Raw genomic sequence first — 23,838 nt, forward strand, 5'->3', positions numbered from 1 at the left:
ACTCCTACATAGTTTTCCTTAACTTAAAAAATCTTTTCTTGTTTAAGACCATTTTGTAAATATAATTATATATCTTTTTATTAGTTATTACAAAAGAAGATTTTTCTTCTAAATAATATGGATTTGTTAAATTTAAGTTAGAGTCAAAGAATTCATCAAGATAGTATCCTACAGGAAGGAATCCTACCTTTTCATATACTCTATAGGCCCTCTTATTGAATTCTGCCACTTCTAGTATCATCTTTTTCATTTTCATTTCAGTAAAATAATATTCTAGAAATGTATCTAAAATTTCAGTTCCATATCCTTTATTGACATAGTTTGGATCAAGTACTATTCCCAAAGTAGCTTCTCTTCTAATGACTTTTATATCCTTTGTACCCATATATCCTATTAGTTTATTATCTTCGTTTAATATACCATAGTATTTATTAAATAACCTATTAGTCTTCATTTTATACCATAATTTTATTTCTTTATCATTCATTGGTGGAAAATTATAATCTTCTATTAAAGGATTCTCATGAGTTCCCCAATTTTTCATATTAAAAACATCTTCCAATTGCAAATCTCTTATTATAACTCTTTCCCCTCTAATCTCCAATAAAATCACCCCTTTAATCAATATATATTAATTAAAAAGCTTTTCCAAAGAATATGTAATAGATAAAACAGGATTACAATAAATCCATTTATTGTAATCCTTGGTCCTATTATCTTTGCTAATTGTTCTGTGCTAGTTGCATTTACTATTCTCTTACCATATTGACAAACTTAGTAAACTCTTTCTTAAATACTAACTCAATACTTCCAGTTGGTCCATTTCTATGTTTTGCTATAATTACTTCTCCTATATTTTTTTTCTCTGAATCCTCATTATAATAATCATCCCTATATAGGAAAAGTACCACGTCAGCATCCTGCTCTATGGCTCCAGATTCCCTAAGGTCAGATAATATAGGTCTATGGTCAGTTCTTAGTTCTGGAGCACGGCTTAGCTGTGATAAAGCTATTACAGGACAATCCATTTCCTTAGCTAGAGCCTTTAGACCTCTAGATATTGCTGAAATCTCCTGCTGTCTGCTTTCCTGTCTGCCTTCCAATTGCATTAACTGCAAATAGTCTATCATAACAAGGTCTAGCCCTTTTTCTATTTTCAACCTTCTGCATTTAGCTTTCATTTCCATCAATGAAATACCCGGTGTATCATCTATAAAAACATTTGCCTGAGACAAAGGTCCCATAGAGTTTATAACTTGTATCCATTCATCCTCTTCAAGTCTTCCTGATATAATCTTTTGAAGATCTACGTGGGCTGTGGCAGAAATCATTCTTTGTACTAGCTGTTCCTTAGACATCTCTAAAGAGAATACTGCTACACTTGCTCCTGCCTTTATGGCAGCATTAGTTACTATATTTACAGATATTGCCGTTTTTCCCATGGAAGGTCTAGCAGCCAATAAGACTAAATCCGATTTTTGAAGTCCAGATAATTTATTATCCAAATCTATAAATCCGGTGGTAAGTCCAGTTAGAGTTCCTTTATTTGCTGCTCTTTCTTCTATTTGAGAAAAGCTGTCTAATAAGACTTCACTAATAGGAGAAAATCCTTCTCTATGTCTTCCTTGAGTAATATCAAATATAGATTTTTCAGCCTTTTCTATTATGGCATTAACTTCATCTGAATTCTCATAGGATTGTGCTATTACATTATCACAAGAATTAATCAATCTTCTAAGAATAGATTTTTCCTCTACTATTTTACAGTAATATTTTACATTGGCAGTTGTTGCTATACCACTGGAAATATCTGCAAGATAAGTAACACCACCTGTATTCTCTAAAGTACCCCGTCTTTTTAATTCTTCTGACAGAGTAATTAAATCTACTGGTTCATTTTTATTAAATAATACCAATATAGATTCAAATATTTCCTTATTAGCTTCTTTATAGAAATCATCAGGTCTAATTATTTCTATTGCCGTATTTATAGCTTCTTTATTTAAAATCATAGCACCTAAAACCGATTGTTCAGCTTCTAGGCTATGAGGTGGAACTCGTCCAATTAGTGCTGTTTCCATTTAATCACCCTACTACTGTTCTTTTACACTAACATTTAACTTTGCCAATACTTCTGCATATACCCTTACATCTACTTGAGTATTCCCAAGAGATTTAATATTATCCTTTAATTCTATTTTTCTTCTATCTATATCTATTTTATGCTGTGATTTTAAACCATCAGCTATATCCTTTGAAGTAATTGAACCAAATAACTTTCCGCCTTCTCCTGATTTACCCTTAATTACTACTGTAATAGATTCTATTTTTTCCTTTAGTTCCAATGCCTCTTTATGTTCTTCTGCCTTTTTCTTAGCCTGTTCAGCTTTTTCTTCTTCCCATTTCTTTAGATTAGCTGGAGTTGCTTCTATTGCATCACCTTTTGGCAGTAGGAAATTTCTAGCATAACCATCCTTTGCATTTACTAAATCTCCTTCTTTTCCCAAACCCTTTATATCTTTCATTAATATTACTTTCATTCTTCTTCACCTTCCCTTAAAAATTTATCTATTGTTTCAGTAAGTACGGCTTCTCCTTCATCCATATTCATATCTAGCTGAGTACCAGCACTTGTTAAGTGGCCTCCTCCTCCTAATTTTTCAAGGATCAGTTGTACAGATATATTCCCCAAGGACCTACCACTAATATGAAGCTTATTATTTACATAGGTCATTACAAAAGAAGCTTCTACACCGTTTATGTTTAAAAGCTCATTTGCAGCCTGTGCAGCTATTAAAAGGGAATCATCCATTTGAGTTTCAAGTCTACCTATGGCTATTTTATCAAATATGATTCTGGAAGATTTAATTACTTCTGCTTTATAAATAAATGTATTATAATCATCTCTAAATAATTGTCTCACAACAGTAGTATCTGCACCTGCTCTCTTTAATGTGGAAGCAGCTTCAAAGGTTCTAACTCCAGTTTGGAAGCTGAAGTTTTTCGTATCTACAGTGATTCCAGCCATTAAAGCCTCAGATTCAAACTTAGTCAAATTGATTTTATCACTCATATAAGATAATACCTCTGTAACTAATTCACAGGTAGAAGATGCGTAGGGTTCCAAATAAGTAAGCACTGGATCTTTTATAAATTCTACACCCCTTCTATGGTGATCTATTACTACTACTTTATTTGTGTTATCTAAAAGCTCTGGTGCCTCTGTAAAGCTAGGTTTATGGTTATCTACCACTACCATCAGACAATCATTATTTATTAATTCTAAAGCCACTTCTGGAGTTATAATTCTTTCTAATAATTCAGGTTGTTCTTTTTCCATCTTTTCATAAACATTTTTAATAGATGGATTTTCTCCGCTTAAAACTAAATAACCTTCTTTATCTCTGTCTTTTACACAACGTAGTATTCCTATACCTGCACCAAAGGAATCCATATCTGGATTTTTATGTCCCATTACAAATACTTTATCTGCTTGGTCTATAAGCTGTCTTAAGGCATATCCTATAACTCTTGATTTTACCTTATTTCTCTTTTCTATTGCCTTTGTCTTACCCCCATAGAAACTTAGTTGACTGCCAACTTGTACAACTGCTTGGTCTCCACCTCTACCAAGTCCAATATCTATGGCAGCTCTTGCCTTTTCATAGGAATCAAAAGGAGTATTTCCACCTGCACCAACTCCCATACTTAAAGTAATAGGAATTGTATTTCCTAAATTTAATTCTCTCAGTTGATCTAATATATCAAACTTTTTACTTTCTATATTTTTAAAACCTTGATTTTCCATTATTATAAGATATTTATCATTTTCATATTTTCTAACTACGCCGTTATCTTTAGAAAAATATGAGTTAATGTTTTTATCTATTTCTGCCATTACTAAAGGTCGATTTACTTCTGGAGTACTGTTTTTTACATCGTCATAATTATCTACATAGGCCAATGCCAATACTAATCTTTCTCTATTATATTGATCTTCTAAACTAACAAAATTGGTATTATCAACAAAATAGAGCATTACTATCATATTATTAATACTATTAGTTTTCTTTGTATCTACTATATTGGGATATACCTTATATATTCTATCCTCATATTTTACATCTAAAGGTTTTAGATCATTTTCCTTAAATATACCATCTAAATTAATTCCTGGAATTAATTCTATTAGCTTCTTATTTAATATATCGTCACCGCTTATCATCTTTAAAAATGGAGTATTATACCATGATACTCCTCTATTTTCATCTAACATGACTAAGGGAAAAGGCATATTAAATATGGCATGTTTTGTTGCAGATTCAAATTCATCTGCTAATCCCTCTACGTGTTTCTTAAAAGCTTTTTCCTGTTTATGAGTATTTTTTATACTATGAAAAATTAAATATGCCAATAAAATAATACCTATTACTGATAACATTGGCTGATAAATTGATACTATTACAACTAAAATTCCAATAATTATAAGGTAAATATTATTCTCAAACCATTCCAATATCTTTTTATTATCCATTTTAATCCCCCTAAATTAGGACTTTAATCTTCTTAATTTCCTTGTATCAAATACTGTATCTAGTATGCCTAAAAACAATATAATACTGCTCATAGGTATAAAGAGTATCATTATACCTATTATTAAAATCCTAAATACTAAGCGAACTTTAGATTTCTTTAAAAGAAAATCTACAACAGCTAAACCTTGAAGTAAAAATGCAAAGCTAACTAGAAATGTAAGGTTATATAACAGTGCATCATGATATTCTATGCCTAGTTGCTTTATTATAAATGCAGCCATAAACATTACTAGAATTCCTGGAATAATATTTTTAGGTAATTTAAATTTAGAAAATCCTATGGCTCCTACTATTCCATATCCCATTTTCCTTAGAATTATTGACGATAAAAATACATTGATAGAACTTATAATTAAAGAGATTATTCCTAACATAGATGGAATAAGAACTATTATACTTCTATAGGCAGTTTCTAGTAAATCCTTAGTCTGAAGTATCTCATGATTGGTCATTCCCATATCTCTAAACATATCTATCTGTACAGTTAATATTCTAGTAAAATCATTTTCCAACTGTTTAGTTAAATCTAAATCAGATATCTTCACTCCTAGAAACATTAACATTACAATAGAAAGAAAAAATATTAAAGTCGAAGCTGATATGATTTCCATAGTAGTCTTTCTTTTTATTATACAATAATTTATTATAAGACTTAAAGGTACGAAAATCAAAATAAGTAAAGCATTTGATGCAACTCCAAGGAGTAGCCCTGCTATTATAAAGGATATTATCATACTTATTCCATTAATATATATGTTATTTCTTACACCCAATACTACAAAGGGTAATGGAATAAACAACATCAGTAAAGGTAGGAAATGAATTCCATAAACTATGTACAAAGCCATAATAGATATTACTATTATACTTTCTGTTATACTTTTCTTTATTTTATCATTATTATCCAAAAAATTCACCTCTAATCTTTATGGTTGTCTATAAATTCTAACAATATACTTAAATCTCCATACCATCTTTCTATTTTATGTTCTTCTATTAAATTCAATTGAATATTATCCCTTAAAGTTGATTTTATACTTTCATAGGATAATCCTAATCTTTTGCCTAAAAGCAAAGATTCTAATATAAGATTAGCAATAGTGTCTTCAAGATTTTCTTTGGTGTTCTCTTCTCCATTTGCTAAGGTAGTATAAAGGTTAGCAACTGTATTAAGCAACTGTGCTTTTAGCCATTCTACAGTTTTCATATTCTTTATAATATCTATGTCTTTATTTTTCATCTATTCTCATCCTTTGATTTATATTTTAGCCTTATTAAAATAATACAAATTATAAGGACAGAAGTCAAATAAAAAAGAGAGGTTTATCCTCTCTTATTCTGCACTATATGGTAATAATGCTACTTGTCTTGATCTTTTTATAGCTGTTGTAAGCTCTCTTTGATGTTTTGAACAGTTTCCAGAAATTCTTCTAGGAAGAATTTTTCCTCTTTCTGTTATATATTTTTTAAGTTTATTTATATCTTTATAGTCTATATGACTAGTTTTATCTGCACAAAAGCTACAAACTCTTTTTCTTGGCTTAAATCTTCTTTGCATCTCTTCTTACCTCCTTCTAGAATGGAATATCATCATTATCAGTAGGATGGAAGCCCTCTATACCACCAAAATCTAAAGAAGAATCTTGGAAATCTGAGGATTTATTCTTATCTCCCCATTCTAGGAATTCAACATTGTTAGCTACAACTTCTGTAGTATAAACTCTAACTCCCTCTTTTTCATAAGAGCCAGTTTGGATTCTTCCGTGAATAGCCACTAGTCTACCTTTTACTAGGTAGTTAGCACAATTTTCAGCAGGTTTTCCCCATACTACTATATTTATAAAATCAGCTGTTGGTTGATTTCTAGATTCCATTTCTTGTTTCTTTTCCCTTGAAAGCCCTCTATCTACTGCTATTCCAAATCTTGCAACAGCAGTTCCACTTCCAGGAATATATCTTAATTCAGGATCTCTTGTAAGTCTTCCAATCAATACAACATTATTCAATATTATCACCTACCCTTAGATTATTCATCTTCTCTAATGATCATGTGTCTCATAATGCTGTCAGAAATTCTAGCAACTCTATCTAACTCTTTAATAACCTCTGGTGTACCTTCAAAGTTTATAAGTACATAATAACCTTCAGCTATATCATCTATTAGATATGCTAATTTTCTATTGCCCCACTCATCAATGTTTGCTATAGTTCCTTCAGCTTCAATTATACCTTTGAATCTTTCAAGAACTTGAACTCTTTTTTCCTCTTCATTTGGTAAAAAGATAAACACCGCTTCGTATTTTCTCATGCCTTTCACCTCCCTATGGACTATCGGCTCTATATCAATTATAGAGCAAGGATTACCAAAGTATTATACCACTTATGATAGAACTATGCAAGAAAATTTAATTTATGTAATTATGTCCAGACTTTACATTTCTTTTAATTTATAGAATAACATAATATTTAATCATATGATCAATCAATTTGTAGTAATTCTACTCCTTCCTGAGGTTCAATATATATTTCAAACGTGCCTGTTGTCTTATATCCTATTAAAGCTATTATATTCTCTCCTTTCGATAAAGAATAGATTGCTTTTTCTGTAGTAGATTCTTTCATAAGCTCAACTAATTCACCATTGGATAAAATTATAAATACTTTGAAATCATCTTTTGGAGCAGAAATTTTATAGGATATTTCTACATCACATTCATTTTCTGTGTTTATTGAAACATAATGGTGAACACCTGTAAATTTACTAAATTTAAAAGAAAACCCATTTACCTCAGGTGTAGATCCTCTAGTTAGAAAGAACCTACCAATTGAATTATTTATTATCATATTCTCATCTATATCTTCTAAATTATTTAGTTCTGACCATTTTTTTATGTTTGACTTCTCTTCCAATGTATTTACAACATTTGTATTTCCTTTAGTGATATTATCATCTTTAATAGAATTTTTCCTATATAAAAAAAATATAGTCAAAACTATGATACCAGATAAAATTAAAAAGACAAAATTTCTTTTAGACATAACAAGCATCTCCCCTTTACATTTACACAAGCTTACCATATACATAAATTTAAATAAAGAAATTTAATCCACTATTTTATATCATATTTCATCAGAATTCGATGTTTTTTACTTTCAATCACGCATTTACTATTCATAATAATATTAACTAATTAATTTTACATAGATTTTACATTACTATAACAATAGATTTAACATTCCTCCTATATACTAAAAGCAAATAGTAAAAGGGAGGAAATAAAATGAAAAAAATAGTTGCTTTAGCATTATCATTGGTTTTAGCATTATCACTTCTTGCAGGATGTAAATCAAACAATCAAGATGGGGAAAATATTGAAACAGGTAAGAATAATAAAAAAGAATTCGATTCATCAAAAGAAATCGTAGTAGTTACTAGAGAAGAAGGTTCAGGTACTAGAGGTGCTTTTGTTGAACTAACGGGAATAGAAGAAAAGGATGGTAATGGAAATAAAGTAGATAAAACTACAAAGGAAGCTATTACTCAAATGAAAACCGACACTGTTCTTACAACAGTTGCTGGGGATGAGTATGCCATAGGGTATGTATCTACAGGTTCTCTTCAAGATACAATAAAAGCATTAAGCATCGATGGAATAAAGCCTACAACTGAAAATATTAAAAATGGTAGTTATAAAATAGCAAGACCCTTCAATGTAGCAACAAAACATGACGTTTCTGAAATTACACATGATTTTATAGACTATATAATGAGTAAAGAAGGTCAAGAAGTAGTTTCACAATCCTATATAGCTATAGATGATAATGCAGAACCATATAAGGGAAGCAAACCAGCTGGAAAAATAGTTGTTGCTGGCTCTTCATCTGTTACACCAGTTATGGAAAAACTTAGAGAAGCTTATCTTGAGATCAACCCAAATGCTGAAATTGAAATACAACAGTCTGATTCATCAGCAGGTATAAAAGCTGCTACAGATGGTACTTGCGATATAGGTATGGCTTCAAGAGCCTTAAAAGATAGTGAGATAACTGGACTTCAGAATATGGAAATAGCTTTAGACGGAATTGCAGTAATTATAAATCCTAACAATACTTTAACTGATATATCTTTAGAAAATGTAAAAAAAGTATTTACGGGAGAATTTACTAACTGGAGTGACATTAAATAAAGGGTGATTAAATGAAAAGGCAATCTTTAGACAAATTTATGGAGATAATATTTTTTATCTCCGCTTGTGTTTCTATAATATCTGTAATCTTAATATGTTATTTTATGTTTGCTAACGGCATACCAGGAATTAAAAAAATTGGTGTGTTGAATTTTTTATTTGGATTGGATTGGTCTCCTTCTAATATACCTCCATCCTTTGGAATATTTCCTATGATTGTTGGAAGTATTTATATAACCTTCGGTGCCATAATAATCGGTGTTCCAATTGGAATATTAACTGCCATGTATCTAGCTAAATTTTGTTCACCTAGATTATATAAATATCTAAAACCAGCAGTTAATTTAATGGCTGGTATTCCTTCAATTATATATGGTTTCTTTGGACTTGTTGTGCTTGTACCCCTAATAAGGAATATATTTGGTGGAACAGGTTCTAGTATATTAACAGCCTCTATTCTTCTTGGAATTATGATTTTACCAACTATAATAGGTCTTTCTGAATCTGCCATCAGAGCAGTGCCTAATTCTTATTATGAAGGGGCCATAGCTCTAGGTGCTACTCATGAATATTCAATAGTCTTCGCCATGTTACCTGCAGCAAAGTCTGGTATACTTTCATCTATAGTTCTTGGAATTGGCAGGGCAATAGGTGAAACTATGGCAGTAATCATGGTGGCAGGAAATCAGGCTCGTATGCCTAATGGGATATTAAAAGGTGTACGTACTCTTACTGCCAATATTGTAATAGAAATGGGATACGCTGCAGATCTTCATAGGGAAGCTTTAATTGGAACAGGAGTAGTATTATTTGTATTTATTTTAATAATAAATGGACTATTTTCCATGTTAAAAAGGAAGGTGTTTTAATTGACTAAATTAAGTAAGCTAATTAAAACTCTTGTTATGCTTTCAGCATTTTTAACTTTTTCTATTTTATTTATTATAATCGGGTATATTTTAATGAAAGGAATTCCACATATAAAACCTTCTTTATTTGCTTTAAAATATACAACAGAAAACGTTTCTTTATTTCCAGCTATAATTACTACTTTGATAATGACATTTTTATCCTTATTAATTTCCTGTCCAATTGGTATATTTACTGGAATATTTCTTATTGAATATTCTAAAAAGGAAAGTAAGTTAGTTGAATTAATAAGACTAACAACAGAGACTCTCTCTGGTATTCCTTCTATTGTATACGGATTATTTGGGTTATTATTCTTTGTAACAAGCTTAGGTATGGGATTCTCTATTTTATCTGGTGCTCTTACTTTATCTATTATGATTCTACCCCTTATAATTAGATCAACAGAGGAGGCACTTTTAGCAGTTCCTAATAATCTTCGTGAGGCAAGTTTTGCTTTAGGTGCAGGGAAACTGAGAACTATATTTAAAATAGTCCTACCTACGGCAATACCTGGAATATTTTCTGGAATTATTCTTGCTATAGGCAGAATTGTAGGAGAAACTGCTGCTCTTGTATATACTGCGGGTACAGTACCGCAAATACCTAAAAATTTATTTTCATCAAGTAGAACTTTGGCAATTCATATGTATTCTCTTTCTAGTGAGGGTTTATATACTAATGAAGCCTATGGCACAGCTGTAGTACTTTTAGTAGTAGTCATAGGAATTAACGGTTTATCATCTTTAATAGCTAAAAAATTGAGGAAAGGTGAGTTAAATGGATAAAATAATAGTTGAAAATTTAAATCTATATTATGGGGATTTTCAAGCCTTAAAAAATATAAATATAAATATTCCTAAAAATCGTATTACTGCTTTTATAGGTCCTTCTGGATGTGGTAAGTCTACATTTCTTAAAACCCTTAATAGAATGAATGATTTAATTTCCGATTGTAGAATAGAAGGTAAAGTCTTGGTGGATAAAGAGAATATTTATGATAATTCAAACATAAATATAAACAATTTAAGAAAACGTATAGGTATGGTTTTTCAAAAACCAAACCCTTTTCCAATGAGTATATACGATAATATTGCCTTTGGTCCTCGCACTCATGGAATAAAATCAAAAATCAAATTAGATGAAATAGTTGAAAAAAGCTTAAAGAATGCTGCTATATTTAGTGAAGTAAAGGATAGGTTAAAGAAAAATGCCTTGGAGCTTTCTGGGGGGCAACAGCAAAGAATATGTATAGCAAGAGCTTTAGCTGTTGAACCAGAAGTACTATTATTGGATGAGCCTACAAGTGCCCTTGACCCAATATCCACTATTAAAATTGAAGAATTAGTAGAAGATTTAAAAGATGTATATACTATAGTAATGGTAACTCATAATATGCAGCAGGCAACTCGTATTTCAGATAAAACTGCATTCTTTTTATCAGGAGAATTAGTTGAGTTTGATGATACCCATATTATATTCTCTAATCCAAAGGATAAACGTACTGAAGACTATATTACTGGAAGATTTGGTTAAAAGGAGCTGATATAAATGAGAAGTAAATTTGATAAAGAATTAGAATTATTAAATGAAGAACTTATAGATATGGGAAATATTATCGAAAGTTCCATAGAAACTGCTGTTGCTGCCCTTATAGAGCAGGATATTTGCCTTGCAAAAAGAATTGTGGATAATGATAGTGAAGTAGACAATGCAGAGAAAAATATAGAAACAAGATGTTTAAAGCTCTTATTGCAGCAACAGCCTGTAGCCAGTGATTTAAGAATGATCTCTTCAGCATTAAAAATAATTACAGACATGGAAAGAATAGGAGATCAAGCTGCTGATATTTCTGAAATAACAATTAGACTTATTGGACAAAAATATATAAAAAAAATTACCCATATTCCACAAATGGCAACAGCTACAATTAAAATGGTACGTGATAGTATCAATGCCTTTGTAAAAAAAGATTTAGAGCTTGTAAAAAATGTTATAGATTATGACGATGTAGTAGATGACCTATTTCATGTAGTAAAAAATGAATTAATTGAACTTATTAGACAAAATGCAGACAATGGAGAACAGGCCGTAGACCTACTTATGATAGCTAAGTATTTAGAGAGAATTGGTGACCATGCAGAAAACATTTCTGAATGGGTTTATTATTCTATTACAGGAGAACACTATGTAAGGAATTATGAATCATAATTTGAAAAATAAAAACCTATCTCATAATAATCTTTCAAAATTAAAAGCAGGCTGATTTAAACCTGTTTTTATTTTTCATTTTAATATTTTAATCTCTATGCTATAATTATGATAATTTATAGGGAATATTGGGGTGATTTTATGAAAACAATTTACTGTGTTGAAGACGATGAAAGTATCAGACAATTGGTCATATATGCACTAAAAAATAATGGTTTTGAAACCAAAGGTTTTGAAAACGGTAATGATCTATATACTGAACTTCATCATACAATACCTGATTTAATTTTATTGGATATAATGTTACCTGGGGATGATGGATATAAAATATTAGATAATATAAGGAAAAATCATAATACTAAGGATATTCCTGTCATAATCCTTACTGCAAAAAATAGTGAGTTTGATAAAGTAAAAGGACTTGATATGGGAGCAGATGATTATATTTCAAAACCCTTTGGTGTAATGGAATTAATATCTAGAGTCAATGCTGTTCTTCGCCGAAGTCTTAAAACAGATAATAAAGATAGTATTTTATCTATAGATAACCTTATTGTAGATGAAAACAAACGTATTGTAACTGTAGATAATAGAGAGGTTAATTTGACCTTTAAAGAATTTGAACTTCTTCTATACCTTATTAGAAATAAAAACATGGTTCTATCCCGGGATAAAATAATGAATGAAGTATGGGAAACTGATTTTGAAGGGGAAAGTAGGACTGTAGATGTTCATGTAAGAACTTTAAGATTAAAATTAGGAGATGCTGGTAAAATTATTCAAACCATAAGAAATGTTGGGTATAAGATAGGAGGATAACCTTGGGAAGAAAAATTTATTATAATCTTGCAGCTATAGCAACTATAACAGCAGTTATAACCTCCATAGTACTAGTATTTCTATTTTTCGATTTCTATAATCCAAGAGATATTAATGATATAATTAAAGTAGATATATATGATTCTAATTCTATACCTAAGGAAATACCATCAAACTTATCTCATGATGTAAAATTAGATAATAAAATAGTGAGAGTATCTAAACCTATCCAACATATTCAACAAGCCTTTATAGGAATATTACCTGCAATGGCTGGAGTTCTTGTACTGATCTTAATGTCCTTGTATATAGTGTCTTCCATATTGACATCAAAACTACTAGAACCTATCGAATTAGCCTCTAAAAGTATTGGAAGTATATTATCAGGAGAAGAAATGATAGATACTGAAACATATGAAGAACTTCAACCCTTTATTAGAACCATAGATATACAGAAAAAGGAAATCGAATACTCCATTGATAAATTAAAGGAATCAGAAAAAATTAGAAGAGAGTTCACTGCAAATGTATCTCATGAGCTTAAAACTCCGCTGACCTCTATTATTGGCTTTGCTGAAATGATAGAAACTGGAATGGCAAAAGATGAAGACATTAAAAAATCTGCCTCTATTATTTATAAAGAAGGTAATAGACTTTTAACTTTAATAGACTCAATAATCAAATTATCACAACTAGATGATCTGTCTATTAAAAGGGATTTAACTGAAATAGACCTATTTTCAATTGGAGAATTTGTATATTCTAACCTATTAAATAATACAAAAGAAAAAGATATATCTTTAAAAATAGAAGGAAAATCTACTATGATTAATGGAAATCAAAGGATGATTGAAGACCTAATATTTAATTTAGTAGATAATGCTATTAAATATAATAAAATAAATGGTAAAGTAGATATTAAAATCTATTCTGATGATAAATGGGGTGTAGTTAAGGTAAGTGATACAGGTATTGGAATACCACAAAAACATCAAAATAGAATATTTGAAAGGTTCTATAGAGTAGATAAATCTCGTTCTAAAAAAATTAATGGTACTGGTCTAGGACTATCTATAGTTAAACATACAGTTGAATACCATAGAGGACAGTTAACTGTATCCAGTATAGAAAATGAAGGAACTACCATAGAAGTTAAACTACCAAAAGCTAATTGTTGATTTTAAATTAAGAAAAACCTTTATATTGTTTAACAATATAAAGGTTTTTCTTAATTATTTATTTAACTGCTTCTCTTATTACTTTACCAAGTCTTTTTATACCTTCTACTATTTTTTCCTCATCCATATTGGAATAGTTTAATCTAAATGTATTTTCATTTCCACCATTAGGGAAGAAAGAACCTCCTGGTACATAGGCAACATTTTCTTCTAATGCCTTTAATGCTAGTTCTCTAGCATTCATATATTCTGGTAATACTACCCAAGTAAATAGTCCTCCCTCTGGATAAGTATAAGTAACTCCTTCTGGGAACTCTTCTTCTATGGTTTTCATCATTAGGTCTCTTCTAACTCTATATAAGTCAATTATTTTTTGAATATGATTATCTATATCATAAAGCTCCAAGAATTTAGCAGTTTCCATCTGTGATATAGTACTTGATTGAAGGTCTGCTCCTTGTTTTACAAGTATAAATTTATTTAAGAATTCAGTATCAGCTGCTACCCATCCAAGTCTTAATCCAGGACAAAGTATTTTAGAAAACGTACCTAAGAAAGCTACCCTTCCCTCTGTATCAAAATGTTTAACAGCTGGTAGTATTTCTCCTTCAAATCTTAATTCTCCATAAGGATTATCCTCTATAATAGCTACATTATATTTATTAGCTAATTCTATTAACTTCATTCTTCTTTCTACTGTCCAAGTTTTACCTGATGGGTTTTGGAAGTCTGGAATAACATAGATAAACTTAACTTTATCATTGTTTTTTAGCACTTCTTCTAATTCTTCCATATTCATACCATCTTTATCAGTAGATACTTCTATGAATTTTGGCTCATAAGCCTTAAATGCGTTAATAGCTCCTAAATAAGTAGGACTTTCACAAACTATAATATCTCCAGGGTTTATAAATATTTTAGCAGCAAAGTCTAATCCCTGTTGTGAACCACTGGTTATTAGTATATTTTCAGCTTTTACATCTACTTTTACTTTTTCCATTCTCTTAGCTATGGCTTCTCTAAGTGGTCCGTAACCTTCCGTTGGACCATATTGTAATGCTTGAGTTCCTGTGTTTTCTAGAACTTCTTTTCCAATCTTAATAAATTCCTCTACTGGAAATGATTCTGGAGCTGGTAATCCACCAGCAAATGAAATTATACCTGGTTGCTGTGTTAATTTTAATAACTCTCTAATTTCTGAAGCTCTAATGTTGTCCATACGCTTTGCATAATTTAATGACATTAGACACACCTCCACTAAATTTGGATTCTCTTTGTTATATCCTTGTCTATAGTTTACTATTAAATCGCGTAATTGTCTAACATTATAATACAATTTAGCATTTAAAAATTAAAGTTCATCTATTGAGAATTTTCCATCAATTTTTCCCTTCACTATCTCCCTTGCCCTTATGATGAATTATACTGATCCATTTATCTTCCACTAAAATCTTTCTAATTCTCTTGTCAAAATCTATCCTTGGTATCCAAATTTGTCTGTCGCACCCTAAACATCTGAGCTTTATATCTGCACCAGTACGCATGATTTCCCATTTATTTTCTCCACATGGATGACCTTTTTTTAAAGTTATTATATCTCCAGCATCATATTTCAGTATCATTTTCTTTTCCTCCAAATATTACTGTTTTAGGGTAAGGTATTTTTATATTTTCTTTATCAAAAGCTTCCTTAACCTTTTTTCTTATTTGTCTTTCCACTGCCCACTGCTCCATAGGCTTGGTTTTGGCTATTATAGTAAGGGATACATTGGATTCTCCTAAATCTGTAATTCCTAATATAGTAGGTCCATCTAACACAGAATCATTATTATTTTTAATTTCTAGGCAAATACCTTCTAATATTTTAATTACCCTATCTATATCTTCTTCATAGGATATAAATATTTGTACTAATGCCCTCATGGCACCCCTAGTCTTATTTGTTACAATTTGAATCATCCCATTGGGAATTATATATAAATCACCTGAAAAGTCTCTAACTTTTGTAACCCTGAGTCCCAATTCCTCAACAGTACCTTCCATAGATTCTACATTTATATAATCTCCAACTGCATACTGATCCTCAAATAATATAAAAAATCCTGTAATAACATCTTTAACCAAGGACTGAGCACCAAATCCTATAGCTAATCCTCCAATTCCTGCTGTAGCAAGTATTGAATTAGTATTTATATTAAACATGTCTAAAACCATTACCGTTCCTATGAAGTATAGAATATATTTAACTACCTTTTTAAGAACTTCAGCAATTGTATTAGCCCTTCTACTATCTACAAAAAAATTTGCACCTCGTTTATTTTTTAGAGTCTTGTCTATAATTTTATTTATTAAAGAAATAACTAATTTTATAATTAATATTATGATAAATATATTTATTAGTTTTCCTAAAATATTAAAATCTCCATTATCTCTCTTAATATATATATCAATAATATTTTTTAGGTGATTAAACCTTTCAATAATATCTATCATAAAGTCAACTCCAAATTTAATCTATCTTCTCAGCTTCATTACCTGATTCACTTTTTGTATATTTATATATACTATCTATATTTATATCATTCCTACTTACCATATCCTTTACCTTTGGAAGATCATCTAAGGCAAAGATAATTGCTAATCCACAACTAACGGTTATTTCTCTTGGGGTAGGTATAGTTCTAAAGCTTATTCCATTCTCCTTAAATACTCCTTCAGCTTGAATTGTATGATGTGTAGACTGATAAGTAGTTACTCCATAAGTCTCTTTTCTCATTGTTATCTCCTAACCAATATTTAAAGTATTATTTGCATTTCTCATTTTTTCATATATTGCATACATATTTCCTATTTCTCCAACTTGAATTTTATCCTTCAGATTATAATAATCTAAACAGGTGCCGCAAGAAATAATTTCAACACCTGATTTTTCTAACTCCTTTAAATCTTCCAATACAGGTGAATCTTCACAGGTTAAATTGACACCTGAATTTAAAAATAAAATGGTAGTTGGAAATGGCGTAGTTTCTCTTATGGTATATATGAAGCTTTTCATTAAGATTTTACCTAGTTCTTCTTCACCAACTCCCATTTTATCTGAACCTATGGCTATGGTTAAATCTTTAGTTTTACTTGGGGTCGGAATACCAATAGTTTCTTCCACTATTCCATCCTTAGTAATATGGATATAATAATCCTCATCTTTCTTATCAATTATAAAACTACATCCAGAAGACTGAGCTAATTTTGACACATTGTCTCTAGCCACTTCATTATCTACTATTGTAGTGATTACTCCCTTTGCTAAATTATCTAATTCCTTTTTAGTCATTATAACTGGTTTAGGACAAAGCTGACCTCTTGCATCTACTTCTATTCTCATTTTTTATGCCTCCTATATATTCAATAATTATATTATACTAGTTTTAATGATTGTCAATAAAAATATTGATAAATATTATATTATTTTATTTATTATAGATTAGTTTAATAAAATAAATTCTATTTATTTAGAAATCTATAGATTTTAACTTCATCATTATTCCATATCAATATATTATTTTTACTAGTCCTTACTTCTTTTATATCATCAGTATGTTTTAATATCTCCTTATTATCCTCTACTATGGAAATACCTTTTTCTCCATAAGCTAATATATTTCCATTAAATTCTTCTATTTTCCTATAATCCTCAGTAAATCCTATTTTGTTTTTAGTTTCTCCCTTAAAATCTATGGATTCTAAATAATTACTGTACAGTATATATATATCTTTTCCTATATAAATATCTTTTATTAAATCGAATTGTCTTTTCCATAATACTTCGTTCTCTTTAATACAATATATATTGTGATCCGTTAAAGCGATTAACTCATCCTTTGATATAAAATGAAGATATACTACTATTTCTCCTTCTATATCTATAGAATTTATGTTTTTATTATTTTCTCCATATATCTCTATTTGAGATTTTAAAATATTTCCATTAAAATCTAATAATGATAATGATCTTTTTTTCCCATTTTTATTTACTTCATATGCAAGTATATTTTTATCCTCATATGAATTACTGCCAACTACAGCATTATCTCCATCCAATACCTTAATGGCTTCCTGTTCATTATTTTTTATATGATATATAATATATCCATTACTTTCTTTTAAATTAAATATTTCTCTATTTATTTGGTTTCTACTTATGGTTTGACCATTTTTATCTAGAGAATAAATATCTCCTGTTGACTTATCCATTATATAAATATAATTTTGTCCGTAATATATGAAAGGATCTGCAAAATTAAATTCTTTTTCTAAAATAATAGTACCATCAATCTTTAAAAAACTTAATTTATTTCCATCCCATTTAATCATATTATTATCATATATATTCACACTTCCTAAAGACTTATTATCTTTGAAAGAATTCACTAATTCTAAAGTATTCTTTTTACTGCCTATGGAATCAAAAAACTTAATTAACTTTTCTTGATTTTTCTCATTTAATAAAAACATACTTAAAACAAGAAATATAATAACAAATATTTTAAATCCCTTATGATTTTCTTTCTTATCCCCTTTCATTTGTAGTCCCCCTAAAGCATATTATATTTTTATTATATCATATACATAAATCATATAACAATTTAAGAATCTATATTAGATTATATTTTATTCTATCTTTTATATTCAAAGCAAAATATTAATAATATTAATTTAAAAATTAATATTATTAATATTTATGTTGACATTTCTTATTTTTAATATTATTATAGTATTAACAGTAAAAATAATATTAATTTTCAGATATATTATATAAAAGAAAGGATGAAAATATGAAAAGAGAAGTAATAGGTAAATGTCCAGTTTGTGGAGAAGAACTTTTCGTAACAAAACTTAGTTGTCACAAATGTCATACTCACATAGAAGGTAATTTTTCACTTTGTAAATTTTGTAAACTTACAGACGATCAAAAACATTTTGTAGAAATCTTCATGAAAAGCAGAGGTAATATAAAGGAAATAGAAAAAGAATTAGGTATCTCATATCCAACTGTAAGGGGAAGGCTTGAAAATGTAATTGAAGCATTAGGTTATAGTCCAAAGTATAATGAACCTACCGTTAATAAGAAAGAAGTTCTTGAGAAATTAAATAGTGGTGAAATAACATCTGAAGAAGCCCTTAAACTTCTTCAAGGTGAATAATAGGAGGGATATAGATGAAAGAGGAAAAAATGATGATTTTATCAATGCTTGAAGAAGGCAAAATAACATCTCAGGAAGCCATTAAGTTAATGGAAGCATTAGAAGATATAGAATTTCCCAAAGAAACTGAAGTTATTAAAGAAGAAAAGAATGAAAAACATAAAGAAAAAGAAACATCTAAACCTATCTTCAACAGTCTAGAAGATATTGGGTCTGATATAGGCAGTGCTTTATCTAGTATGTTTGAAGGTCTCAAGGGTATAGGTAATCCTTTTAACTTCATAGGCAATTATGAAACAATAGTTACAGATTTAGATATGGATTTATCAGAAATTGAAAATCCAAGTTTAGATTTTAAAGCCATTAATGGAAGTATAAAACTTAGACCAGCAGATGAAAATAAACTGATTATTAAATCTACTTGTAAGTATAAAAATGGTCTATTAAATCTAAATGAACCTTATTTCGATTTCTATGCAAATGAAAATAAAATAATATTCAGTCCAAAATATAATAGCAATATATCAATTAGCTTAGATGTATTCATACCAAAAAGGGATTATGATGAAATAATATTAACTTCCAGCAATGGAAAAATAGATATAGAGGATCTAAATACCAATATTTTAAAATGTATAACAAATAACTCCTCTATTGATATATTAGATGTAAATAGTAAAGAAATAGATTTATCAACTAAAAATAGTAGAATAGAATGCAGAGATACTAAGGCAATTTTTTTAAAGGCTACAACCTCTAACTCTAATATATATTTAATGGATGTTATTGCAACAGAAATAGAGGCTAAAACAGCAAATGCTAAAATAATAGTAAATGATATAGATGCTTTTAATGTAGTACTAAAAACTTCAAACTCTCCTATTGAAGTAGAAGATGTTACTTGCGATATTATCAATCTAACTACATCTAACAGTAAGATTAACTTAGATAATATAGATAGAGATAGGGTTAAAGAAATTGAACTGTATACTTCTAATGGCCCTATTACTTTGGAAATCAATGAAACCAATAAGGATATTTATTTTGATTTAGAAACATCTATTGGAAATATATCTCTTGATTTTCCAGATTTAATATATAAAATAAATAAACAAGCAAATTTAGGATCAAGAAAAATAGTGGCTCATAGTGTTAACTTTAGTGAGAGCCAAGATTCCACTAAAGTTATTGCATCAACATCCAATGGTTCAATAAAAATATATTAAGGAGTGGTAATATGTCAGAAAAACTGCAAATCTTAAATATGGTTCAAGAAGGTAAAATTACAGCTGAAGAAGGTGTTAAGTTACTTGAAGCTTTAGAGGATAATAAAAAAATTTCCAATAATCTAGTTTATTCTGACAACAAAGCCAAGTGGTTAAAAATTAAAGTTATTGAATCAGGCGATATAACAAAGGCAAATGTAACACTTCCTATTTCTCTTGTAAATGTTGGAGTTAAGTTGATTGGCAAATTTTCCCCCGAAATCAAAGCATCTGGCTTAACAGAAGACGATATAGGCGAAATTCTTGAAGCCATAAAGAATGGGCAAATGGGAAAAATAGTAGATGTAGATACAGAAGATGGTACCAAAGTCGAAATAACCATAGAATAATCCCCAAATGGGATTATTCTTATTTTTTGTTTATTATATCTATAAATCTGTTATAATAAATGTATCCATACATTTAAGGAGGATACTATGGAAAAGTTTAAATTAAATAAAAAAACTGATACACCCCTATATATACAATTATATGAAAATTTTAAAACCTTAATAGAAGAAGATCAATTGGAAAATGAAAAATTGCCTTCCATAAGAAATCTTGCAAATTCTCTTGGAGTAAATAATGTAACTGTAGTCAGCGCTTATAAGCTTTTAGAAAAAGAAGGATATGTTTACTCCATAAAAGGTAGTGGAACTTATATAAGAAAACTCCCTGTAGACACTATTTCTTATTTAGAGGAAGGTGATATGGATCTAATGGTATCTGGTATACTTCCCATATCAAATAATAGTATAAACTTTGCATCTATGTCACCTACACCAGATTTGTTCCCCATAGAAGAGTTTAAAAGGGTTTTAATTGAGGTTTTAGACAGGGATGCTGGTCTTGCCTTCTTGTATCCAGAAATCACTGGATATGATCCTTTAAGAGGCTCTATATCTAAATTTTTAAAAGAACATTACAATACAGTAGTCAATAAAGAACAAATACTTATTACTTCTGGAGGTCAACAAGGACTTGACATTATATCTAAAACCTTGATTAATCCTGGAGACTGTATTTTTGTTGAAAATCCTACTTATTCTGGTGCCTTAGGAACATTTAAGTCTAGAGGTGCTAAAATTATTGGAATACCCATAAATGAAAATGGTATAGATATAATAGCACTTAAATCCTATATAAAGAAATACAGACCAAAATTTTTATATATAATGACTAATTATCAAAGTCCTACCACTTATTCCTATGATTTCAGAAGCAAAGAGGAGCTTTTATTACTATCTAAAGAATATGGATTTTATATAATAGAAGATGATTTTTTAACAGATTTAACTTTTAGTGAAAATAAAAAAATGCCCTTAAAATCCATTGATAGATTTGACCAAGTGATATTTATTAAAAGTTTCTCAAAGATATTTATGCCTGGTGTTCGTATTGGATTTATTACCTTACCTAATAAATTATTTAAGGAAATTATAAAAGCAAAACATACTACAGATATTTCTTCATCAGGTTATCTCCAGAGAGCCTTCGATTTATATTTAAGACAGGGATATTGGAAAAACCATATAGAAAAAATCAAAGCTGTTTATTCTAAGAAATATAAATTAATGACCGAGGGATTGGATAGATTATCAGAGTATGGAGTATCCTATATAAAACCTGATGGTGGTCTTAGTATCTGGCTCAAACTACCTAAGAATATAGATTCTATTAATATCTATAATGAATGTGCTGAAAATGGATTGGCTATTGTACCAGGAAAAGTTTTTTTCGTAGACGATTCTATTTATTCAAACTATATAAGACTTAGTTTTGGTCAAATCTCCAATGAAGAAATCATTGAAGGACTTAGAATACTTGAAAATATAATATCTAAACCATTTAGAGATAAAGAAAGTAATTATTTACCTTTTATATAAAGCTTTCTGCATAAGAGGAGGGCCCCAAATGAGGACCCTCCGTTATTTATGTTTATTTATTTTCTTCTTTTAAAGCTTTCATCAATGATACTATTGCCAATATCATTACAAATATAAATGGAAAGGCCGCTACAACTGAAGCTGTCTGCAATGCTTCCAATCCACCAGCTAATAATAGAGCAGTAGCCAATAAAGCTTGAAGTATTCCCCATATAAATTGTTTTTGCTTTGATGGGTTTAAGTCACCTTCTGATGTTAACATACCAAGTACAAATGTAGCTGAATTTGCAGATGTAATAAAGAATGTACCTAGTAACAATACGGCAATAAATGATAATACTGAACTTAATGGATATTTACTAAATACAAAGAATAATGCTGTAGAAGGATTGCTTGCTGCTGATGCTAAACCTTCTATACCTACAGTTTCCGCTAAATTTATACCCATTGAGCCAAAGGCTGCAAACCAAACAATGGATACTATAGCAGGAGCAAATATAACTCCACCTATGAATTCTCTAATGGTTCTACCCTTTGATATACGAGCAATAAATGTACCTACAAATGGTGCCCAAGCAATCCACCATGCCCAATAGAATATTGTCCATGAGTTTAGCCAACTATTATCACCAAATGCTTCTATATGAAGACTCTCAGTTATAAAACTATTTATATATTGACCTAATCCATTTACAAATGAGTTCATTATTTTTAATGTAGGTCCAAATATAAATGTAAGTAAAAGTAATCCAAATGCTAATATTAAATTTACATCTCCCAGTAATTTAATACCTTTATCTATACCACTAACAGCTGTCCATATATAAAGAATTGTAATTATTAAAATTATTGCCAATTGAACTACTGTTGTCTCTGGAATATTAAATAAGTAATTTAATCCACTGTTAATCTGTAAAGTTCCTAATCCAAGTGATGTAGCCACACCTGCTATTGTTGCAAATACAGCAAGTACGTCTATTAATTTTCCAATAGGTCCATTTACTCTATCTTCTCCTAGTAATGGAATAAAAATACTACTAATTAACCCTGGCTTATTTTTCCTAAATTGGAAATATGCTAAAGCAAGGCCTATTATACTGTAGTTAGCCCAAGGATGGAATCCCCAGTGCATAAAAGATGCTCTTAAAGCAAAGTTAGCTGATTCTAGTGTTCCTGCTTCCATTCCTGGTGCTGGATTTACAAAATGTGATATTGGTTCAGCAACACCCCAAAACACTAGACCTATACCCATACCTGCTCCAAATAGCATAGCAAACCAAGAAACTGTACTATATTCTGGTTTTGAATCATCTGGTCCTAATTTTATGTTTCCATATTTACTAAATGCTAATACAAGACAGAATAAAACGAATATGAACATGGCTATTAAATAAGACCATCCAAAATTAGTAGTTAAAAAATTTAATAGATGGTTCGCCGTATTTGCAAAACTAGTTTGTGCTAATATGGCCCATAATACTATAATTATTGTTAAAGACAAGGATATATAAAATACTTTATTATCTTTTTTCTTTACATTATTCATTATATTTCCTCCCGTTTTAAAATAGTTTAGAGGTTGATTTA

Annotated in this window: 28 protein-coding genes; 11 read left to right on the forward strand and 17 right to left on the reverse strand. The window is 29.5% G+C overall.

Annotated elements, in window-relative coordinates; genetic code table 11:
• Positions 1-4: 4 nt before the first annotated feature.
• From KQI41_RS18200 to KQI41_RS18245, 10 genes are all read right to left on the reverse strand, one after another.
• A complete protein-coding gene (locus KQI41_RS18200; protein ID WP_154440059.1) occupies positions 5-604 on the reverse strand; it encodes a GNAT family N-acetyltransferase in 600 nt (199 codons plus the stop codon).
• A 145-nt stretch (positions 605-749) separates the two neighbouring features.
• Entirely contained in the window at positions 750-2,081 is a 1,332-nt protein-coding gene (dnaB, locus tag KQI41_RS18205) for a replicative DNA helicase (protein ID WP_154440060.1), read from the reverse strand.
• 12 nt (positions 2,082-2,093) lie between these two features.
• Positions 2,094-2,540 (reverse strand): 50S ribosomal protein L9, encoded by a 447-nt coding sequence (rplI, locus tag KQI41_RS18210; RefSeq protein WP_154440061.1) that lies wholly within the window; start codon positions 2,538-2,540, stop codon positions 2,094-2,096.
• Positions 2,537-4,534 (reverse strand): DHH family phosphoesterase, encoded by a 1,998-nt coding sequence (locus tag KQI41_RS18215; protein WP_154440062.1) that lies wholly within the window; start codon positions 4,532-4,534, stop codon positions 2,537-2,539. Before KQI41_RS18215 ends, rplI begins: the two co-directional genes overlap by 4 nt.
• 15 nt (positions 4,535-4,549) lie before the next feature.
• Positions 4,550-5,503: a DUF2232 domain-containing protein gene (locus KQI41_RS18220; RefSeq protein WP_154440063.1), complete on the reverse strand. Its 954-nt coding sequence runs from the start codon at positions 5,501-5,503 to the stop codon at positions 4,550-4,552.
• An 11-nt stretch (positions 5,504-5,514) separates the two neighbouring features.
• Positions 5,515-5,835, reverse strand: a complete 321-nt coding sequence (locus KQI41_RS18225; RefSeq protein WP_154440064.1) for a MazG-like family protein — start codon at positions 5,833-5,835, stop codon at positions 5,515-5,517.
• Between the two features lie 93 nt (positions 5,836-5,928).
• Positions 5,929-6,153 carry a 30S ribosomal protein S18 gene (gene rpsR / locus KQI41_RS18230; RefSeq protein ID WP_154440065.1) on the reverse strand — a complete coding sequence of 75 codons (225 nt, stop codon included), beginning with the start codon at positions 6,151-6,153 and terminating at the stop codon, positions 5,929-5,931.
• 16 nt (positions 6,154-6,169) lie between these two features.
• Positions 6,170-6,601: a single-stranded DNA-binding protein gene (locus tag KQI41_RS18235; protein ID WP_154440066.1), complete on the reverse strand. Its 432-nt coding sequence runs from the start codon at positions 6,599-6,601 to the stop codon at positions 6,170-6,172.
• 20 nt (positions 6,602-6,621) lie between these two features.
• Entirely contained in the window at positions 6,622-6,903 is a 282-nt protein-coding gene (gene rpsF / locus KQI41_RS18240; protein ID WP_154440067.1) for a 30S ribosomal protein S6, read from the reverse strand.
• Between the two features lie 170 nt (positions 6,904-7,073).
• Positions 7,074-7,634, reverse strand: a complete 561-nt coding sequence (locus KQI41_RS18245) for a hypothetical protein (protein WP_154440068.1) — start codon at positions 7,632-7,634, stop codon at positions 7,074-7,076.
• A 242-nt stretch (positions 7,635-7,876) separates the two neighbouring features.
• Here KQI41_RS18245 and KQI41_RS18250 point away from each other — a divergent pair, with 242 nt between their 5' ends.
• From KQI41_RS18250 to KQI41_RS18280, 7 genes are all read left to right on the forward strand, one after another.
• Positions 7,877-8,782: a substrate-binding domain-containing protein gene (locus KQI41_RS18250; RefSeq protein ID WP_154440069.1), complete on the forward strand. Its 906-nt coding sequence runs from the start codon at positions 7,877-7,879 to the stop codon at positions 8,780-8,782.
• Positions 8,783-8,793: 11 nt separating this feature from the next.
• Complete coding sequence (pstC, locus tag KQI41_RS18255) at positions 8,794-9,651, forward strand: phosphate ABC transporter permease subunit PstC (protein WP_154440070.1); 858 nt, start codon at positions 8,794-8,796, stop codon at positions 9,649-9,651.
• On the forward strand, positions 9,652-10,479 hold the full coding sequence (gene pstA / locus KQI41_RS18260; protein WP_280634067.1) for a phosphate ABC transporter permease PstA: 828 nt from the start codon (positions 9,652-9,654) through the stop codon (positions 10,477-10,479).
• Positions 10,472-11,227 (forward strand): phosphate ABC transporter ATP-binding protein PstB, encoded by a 756-nt coding sequence (gene pstB, locus KQI41_RS18265; protein ID WP_154440071.1) that lies wholly within the window; start codon positions 10,472-10,474, stop codon positions 11,225-11,227. The genes pstA and pstB overlap by 8 nt, the downstream gene beginning before the upstream one ends.
• A gap of 15 nt (positions 11,228-11,242) precedes the next feature.
• Positions 11,243-11,902, forward strand: a complete 660-nt coding sequence (gene phoU, locus KQI41_RS18270; protein WP_154440072.1) for a phosphate signaling complex protein PhoU — start codon at positions 11,243-11,245, stop codon at positions 11,900-11,902.
• A gap of 141 nt (positions 11,903-12,043) precedes the next feature.
• Complete coding sequence (locus tag KQI41_RS18275) at positions 12,044-12,721, forward strand: response regulator transcription factor (RefSeq protein WP_154440073.1); 678 nt, start codon at positions 12,044-12,046, stop codon at positions 12,719-12,721.
• A 2-nt stretch (positions 12,722-12,723) separates the two neighbouring features.
• Positions 12,724-13,899 carry a sensor histidine kinase gene (locus KQI41_RS18280; RefSeq protein ID WP_154440074.1) on the forward strand — a complete coding sequence of 392 codons (1,176 nt, stop codon included), beginning with the start codon at positions 12,724-12,726 and terminating at the stop codon, positions 13,897-13,899.
• Positions 13,900-13,957: 58 nt separating this feature from the next.
• Here KQI41_RS18280 and KQI41_RS18285 read toward each other — a convergent pair whose 3' ends face one another.
• The 6 genes from KQI41_RS18285 to KQI41_RS18310 form a co-directional block, all read right to left on the reverse strand.
• Positions 13,958-15,142, reverse strand: coding sequence for an aminotransferase-like domain-containing protein (locus KQI41_RS18285; protein WP_154440075.1), 1,185 nt, complete (start codon positions 15,140-15,142; stop codon positions 13,958-13,960).
• A 136-nt stretch (positions 15,143-15,278) separates the two neighbouring features.
• Positions 15,279-15,521: a DUF951 domain-containing protein gene (locus KQI41_RS18290; protein WP_154440076.1), complete on the reverse strand. Its 243-nt coding sequence runs from the start codon at positions 15,519-15,521 to the stop codon at positions 15,279-15,281.
• Positions 15,505-16,392, reverse strand: a complete 888-nt coding sequence (locus KQI41_RS18295) for a mechanosensitive ion channel family protein (protein ID WP_154440077.1) — start codon at positions 16,390-16,392, stop codon at positions 15,505-15,507. Before KQI41_RS18295 ends, KQI41_RS18290 begins: the two co-directional genes overlap by 17 nt.
• Positions 16,393-16,408: 16 nt before the next feature.
• Positions 16,409-16,675 carry a putative Se/S carrier protein gene (locus tag KQI41_RS18300; protein ID WP_154440078.1) on the reverse strand — a complete coding sequence of 89 codons (267 nt, stop codon included), beginning with the start codon at positions 16,673-16,675 and terminating at the stop codon, positions 16,409-16,411.
• Between the two features lie 9 nt (positions 16,676-16,684).
• On the reverse strand, positions 16,685-17,281 hold the full coding sequence (gene yedF / locus KQI41_RS18305; protein ID WP_154440079.1) for a sulfurtransferase-like selenium metabolism protein YedF: 597 nt from the start codon (positions 17,279-17,281) through the stop codon (positions 16,685-16,687).
• 119 nt (positions 17,282-17,400) lie between these two features.
• Positions 17,401-18,480, reverse strand: a complete 1,080-nt coding sequence (locus tag KQI41_RS18310; protein ID WP_154440080.1) for a DUF5711 family protein — start codon at positions 18,478-18,480, stop codon at positions 17,401-17,403.
• A gap of 251 nt (positions 18,481-18,731) precedes the next feature.
• On the opposite strand from KQI41_RS18310, the gene KQI41_RS18315 reads away from it, so the two are divergent.
• The 4 genes from KQI41_RS18315 (at position 18,732) to pdxR (ending at position 22,251) form a co-directional block, all read left to right on the forward strand.
• Positions 18,732-19,100, forward strand: a complete 369-nt coding sequence (locus KQI41_RS18315) for a DUF2089 domain-containing protein (protein WP_154440081.1) — start codon at positions 18,732-18,734, stop codon at positions 19,098-19,100.
• Positions 19,101-19,114: 14 nt separating this feature from the next.
• On the forward strand, positions 19,115-20,326 hold the full coding sequence (locus KQI41_RS18320) for a DUF4097 family beta strand repeat-containing protein (protein ID WP_154440082.1): 1,212 nt from the start codon (positions 19,115-19,117) through the stop codon (positions 20,324-20,326).
• Positions 20,327-20,337: 11 nt separating this feature from the next.
• Positions 20,338-20,715: an SHOCT-like domain-containing protein gene (locus KQI41_RS18325; RefSeq protein ID WP_154440083.1), complete on the forward strand. Its 378-nt coding sequence runs from the start codon at positions 20,338-20,340 to the stop codon at positions 20,713-20,715.
• Positions 20,716-20,802: 87 nt separating this feature from the next.
• Entirely contained in the window at positions 20,803-22,251 is a 1,449-nt protein-coding gene (gene pdxR / locus KQI41_RS18330) for a MocR-like pyridoxine biosynthesis transcription factor PdxR (protein WP_154440084.1), read from the forward strand.
• 52 nt (positions 22,252-22,303) lie between these two features.
• Here pdxR and KQI41_RS18335 read toward each other — a convergent pair whose 3' ends face one another.
• Positions 22,304-23,797 carry a glycine betaine uptake BCCT transporter gene (locus KQI41_RS18335; RefSeq protein WP_154440085.1) on the reverse strand — a complete coding sequence of 498 codons (1,494 nt, stop codon included), beginning with the start codon at positions 23,795-23,797 and terminating at the stop codon, positions 22,304-22,306.
• Between the last annotated feature and the right edge of the window lie 41 nt (positions 23,798-23,838).

It is taken from the genome of Tissierella pigra (assembly GCF_018917845.1).
Lineage (GTDB): Bacteria > Bacillota > Clostridia > Tissierellales > Tissierellaceae > Tissierella > Tissierella pigra.

Excerpts from the sequence above, each read along its gene's own strand:
- dnaB (WP_154440060.1), bottom strand. The coding sequence starts at position 2,081 with ATGGAAACAGCACTAATTGGACGAGTTCCACCTCATAGCCTAGAAGCT.
- rplI (WP_154440061.1), bottom strand. The coding sequence starts at position 2,540 with ATGAAAGTAATATTAATGAAAGATATAAAGGGTTTGGGAAAAGAAGGA.
- KQI41_RS18215 (WP_154440062.1), bottom strand. The coding sequence starts at position 4,534 with ATGGATAATAAAAAGATATTGGAATGGTTTGAGAATAATATTTACCTT.
- KQI41_RS18225 (WP_154440064.1), bottom strand. The coding sequence starts at position 5,835 with ATGAAAAATAAAGACATAGATATTATAAAGAATATGAAAACTGTAGAA.
- rpsR (WP_154440065.1), bottom strand. The coding sequence starts at position 6,153 with ATGCAAAGAAGATTTAAGCCAAGAAAAAGAGTTTGTAGCTTTTGTGCA.
- rpsF (WP_154440067.1), bottom strand. The coding sequence starts at position 6,903 with ATGAGAAAATACGAAGCGGTGTTTATCTTTTTACCAAATGAAGAGGAA.
- KQI41_RS18245 (WP_154440068.1), bottom strand. The coding sequence starts at position 7,634 with ATGTCTAAAAGAAATTTTGTCTTTTTAATTTTATCTGGTATCATAGTT.
- KQI41_RS18250 (WP_154440069.1), top strand. The coding sequence starts at position 7,877 with ATGAAAAAAATAGTTGCTTTAGCATTATCATTGGTTTTAGCATTATCA.
- pstC (WP_154440070.1), top strand. The coding sequence starts at position 8,794 with ATGAAAAGGCAATCTTTAGACAAATTTATGGAGATAATATTTTTTATC.
- pstB (WP_154440071.1), top strand. The coding sequence starts at position 10,472 with ATGGATAAAATAATAGTTGAAAATTTAAATCTATATTATGGGGATTTT.
- phoU (WP_154440072.1), top strand. The coding sequence starts at position 11,243 with ATGAGAAGTAAATTTGATAAAGAATTAGAATTATTAAATGAAGAACTT.
- KQI41_RS18275 (WP_154440073.1), top strand. The coding sequence starts at position 12,044 with ATGAAAACAATTTACTGTGTTGAAGACGATGAAAGTATCAGACAATTG.
- KQI41_RS18285 (WP_154440075.1), bottom strand. The coding sequence starts at position 15,142 with ATGTCATTAAATTATGCAAAGCGTATGGACAACATTAGAGCTTCAGAA.
- KQI41_RS18290 (WP_154440076.1), bottom strand. The coding sequence starts at position 15,521 with ATGATACTGAAATATGATGCTGGAGATATAATAACTTTAAAAAAAGGT.
- KQI41_RS18295 (WP_154440077.1), bottom strand. The coding sequence starts at position 16,392 with ATGATAGATATTATTGAAAGGTTTAATCACCTAAAAAATATTATTGAT.
- KQI41_RS18300 (WP_154440078.1), bottom strand. The coding sequence starts at position 16,675 with ATGAGAAAAGAGACTTATGGAGTAACTACTTATCAGTCTACACATCAT.
- yedF (WP_154440079.1), bottom strand. The coding sequence starts at position 17,281 with ATGAGAATAGAAGTAGATGCAAGAGGTCAGCTTTGTCCTAAACCAGTT.
- KQI41_RS18310 (WP_154440080.1), bottom strand. The coding sequence starts at position 18,480 with ATGAAAGGGGATAAGAAAGAAAATCATAAGGGATTTAAAATATTTGTT.
- KQI41_RS18315 (WP_154440081.1), top strand. The coding sequence starts at position 18,732 with ATGAAAAGAGAAGTAATAGGTAAATGTCCAGTTTGTGGAGAAGAACTT.
- KQI41_RS18320 (WP_154440082.1), top strand. The coding sequence starts at position 19,115 with ATGAAAGAGGAAAAAATGATGATTTTATCAATGCTTGAAGAAGGCAAA.
- KQI41_RS18325 (WP_154440083.1), top strand. The coding sequence starts at position 20,338 with ATGTCAGAAAAACTGCAAATCTTAAATATGGTTCAAGAAGGTAAAATT.
- pdxR (WP_154440084.1), top strand. The coding sequence starts at position 20,803 with ATGGAAAAGTTTAAATTAAATAAAAAAACTGATACACCCCTATATATA.
- KQI41_RS18335 (WP_154440085.1), bottom strand. The coding sequence starts at position 23,797 with ATGAATAATGTAAAGAAAAAAGATAATAAAGTATTTTATATATCCTTG.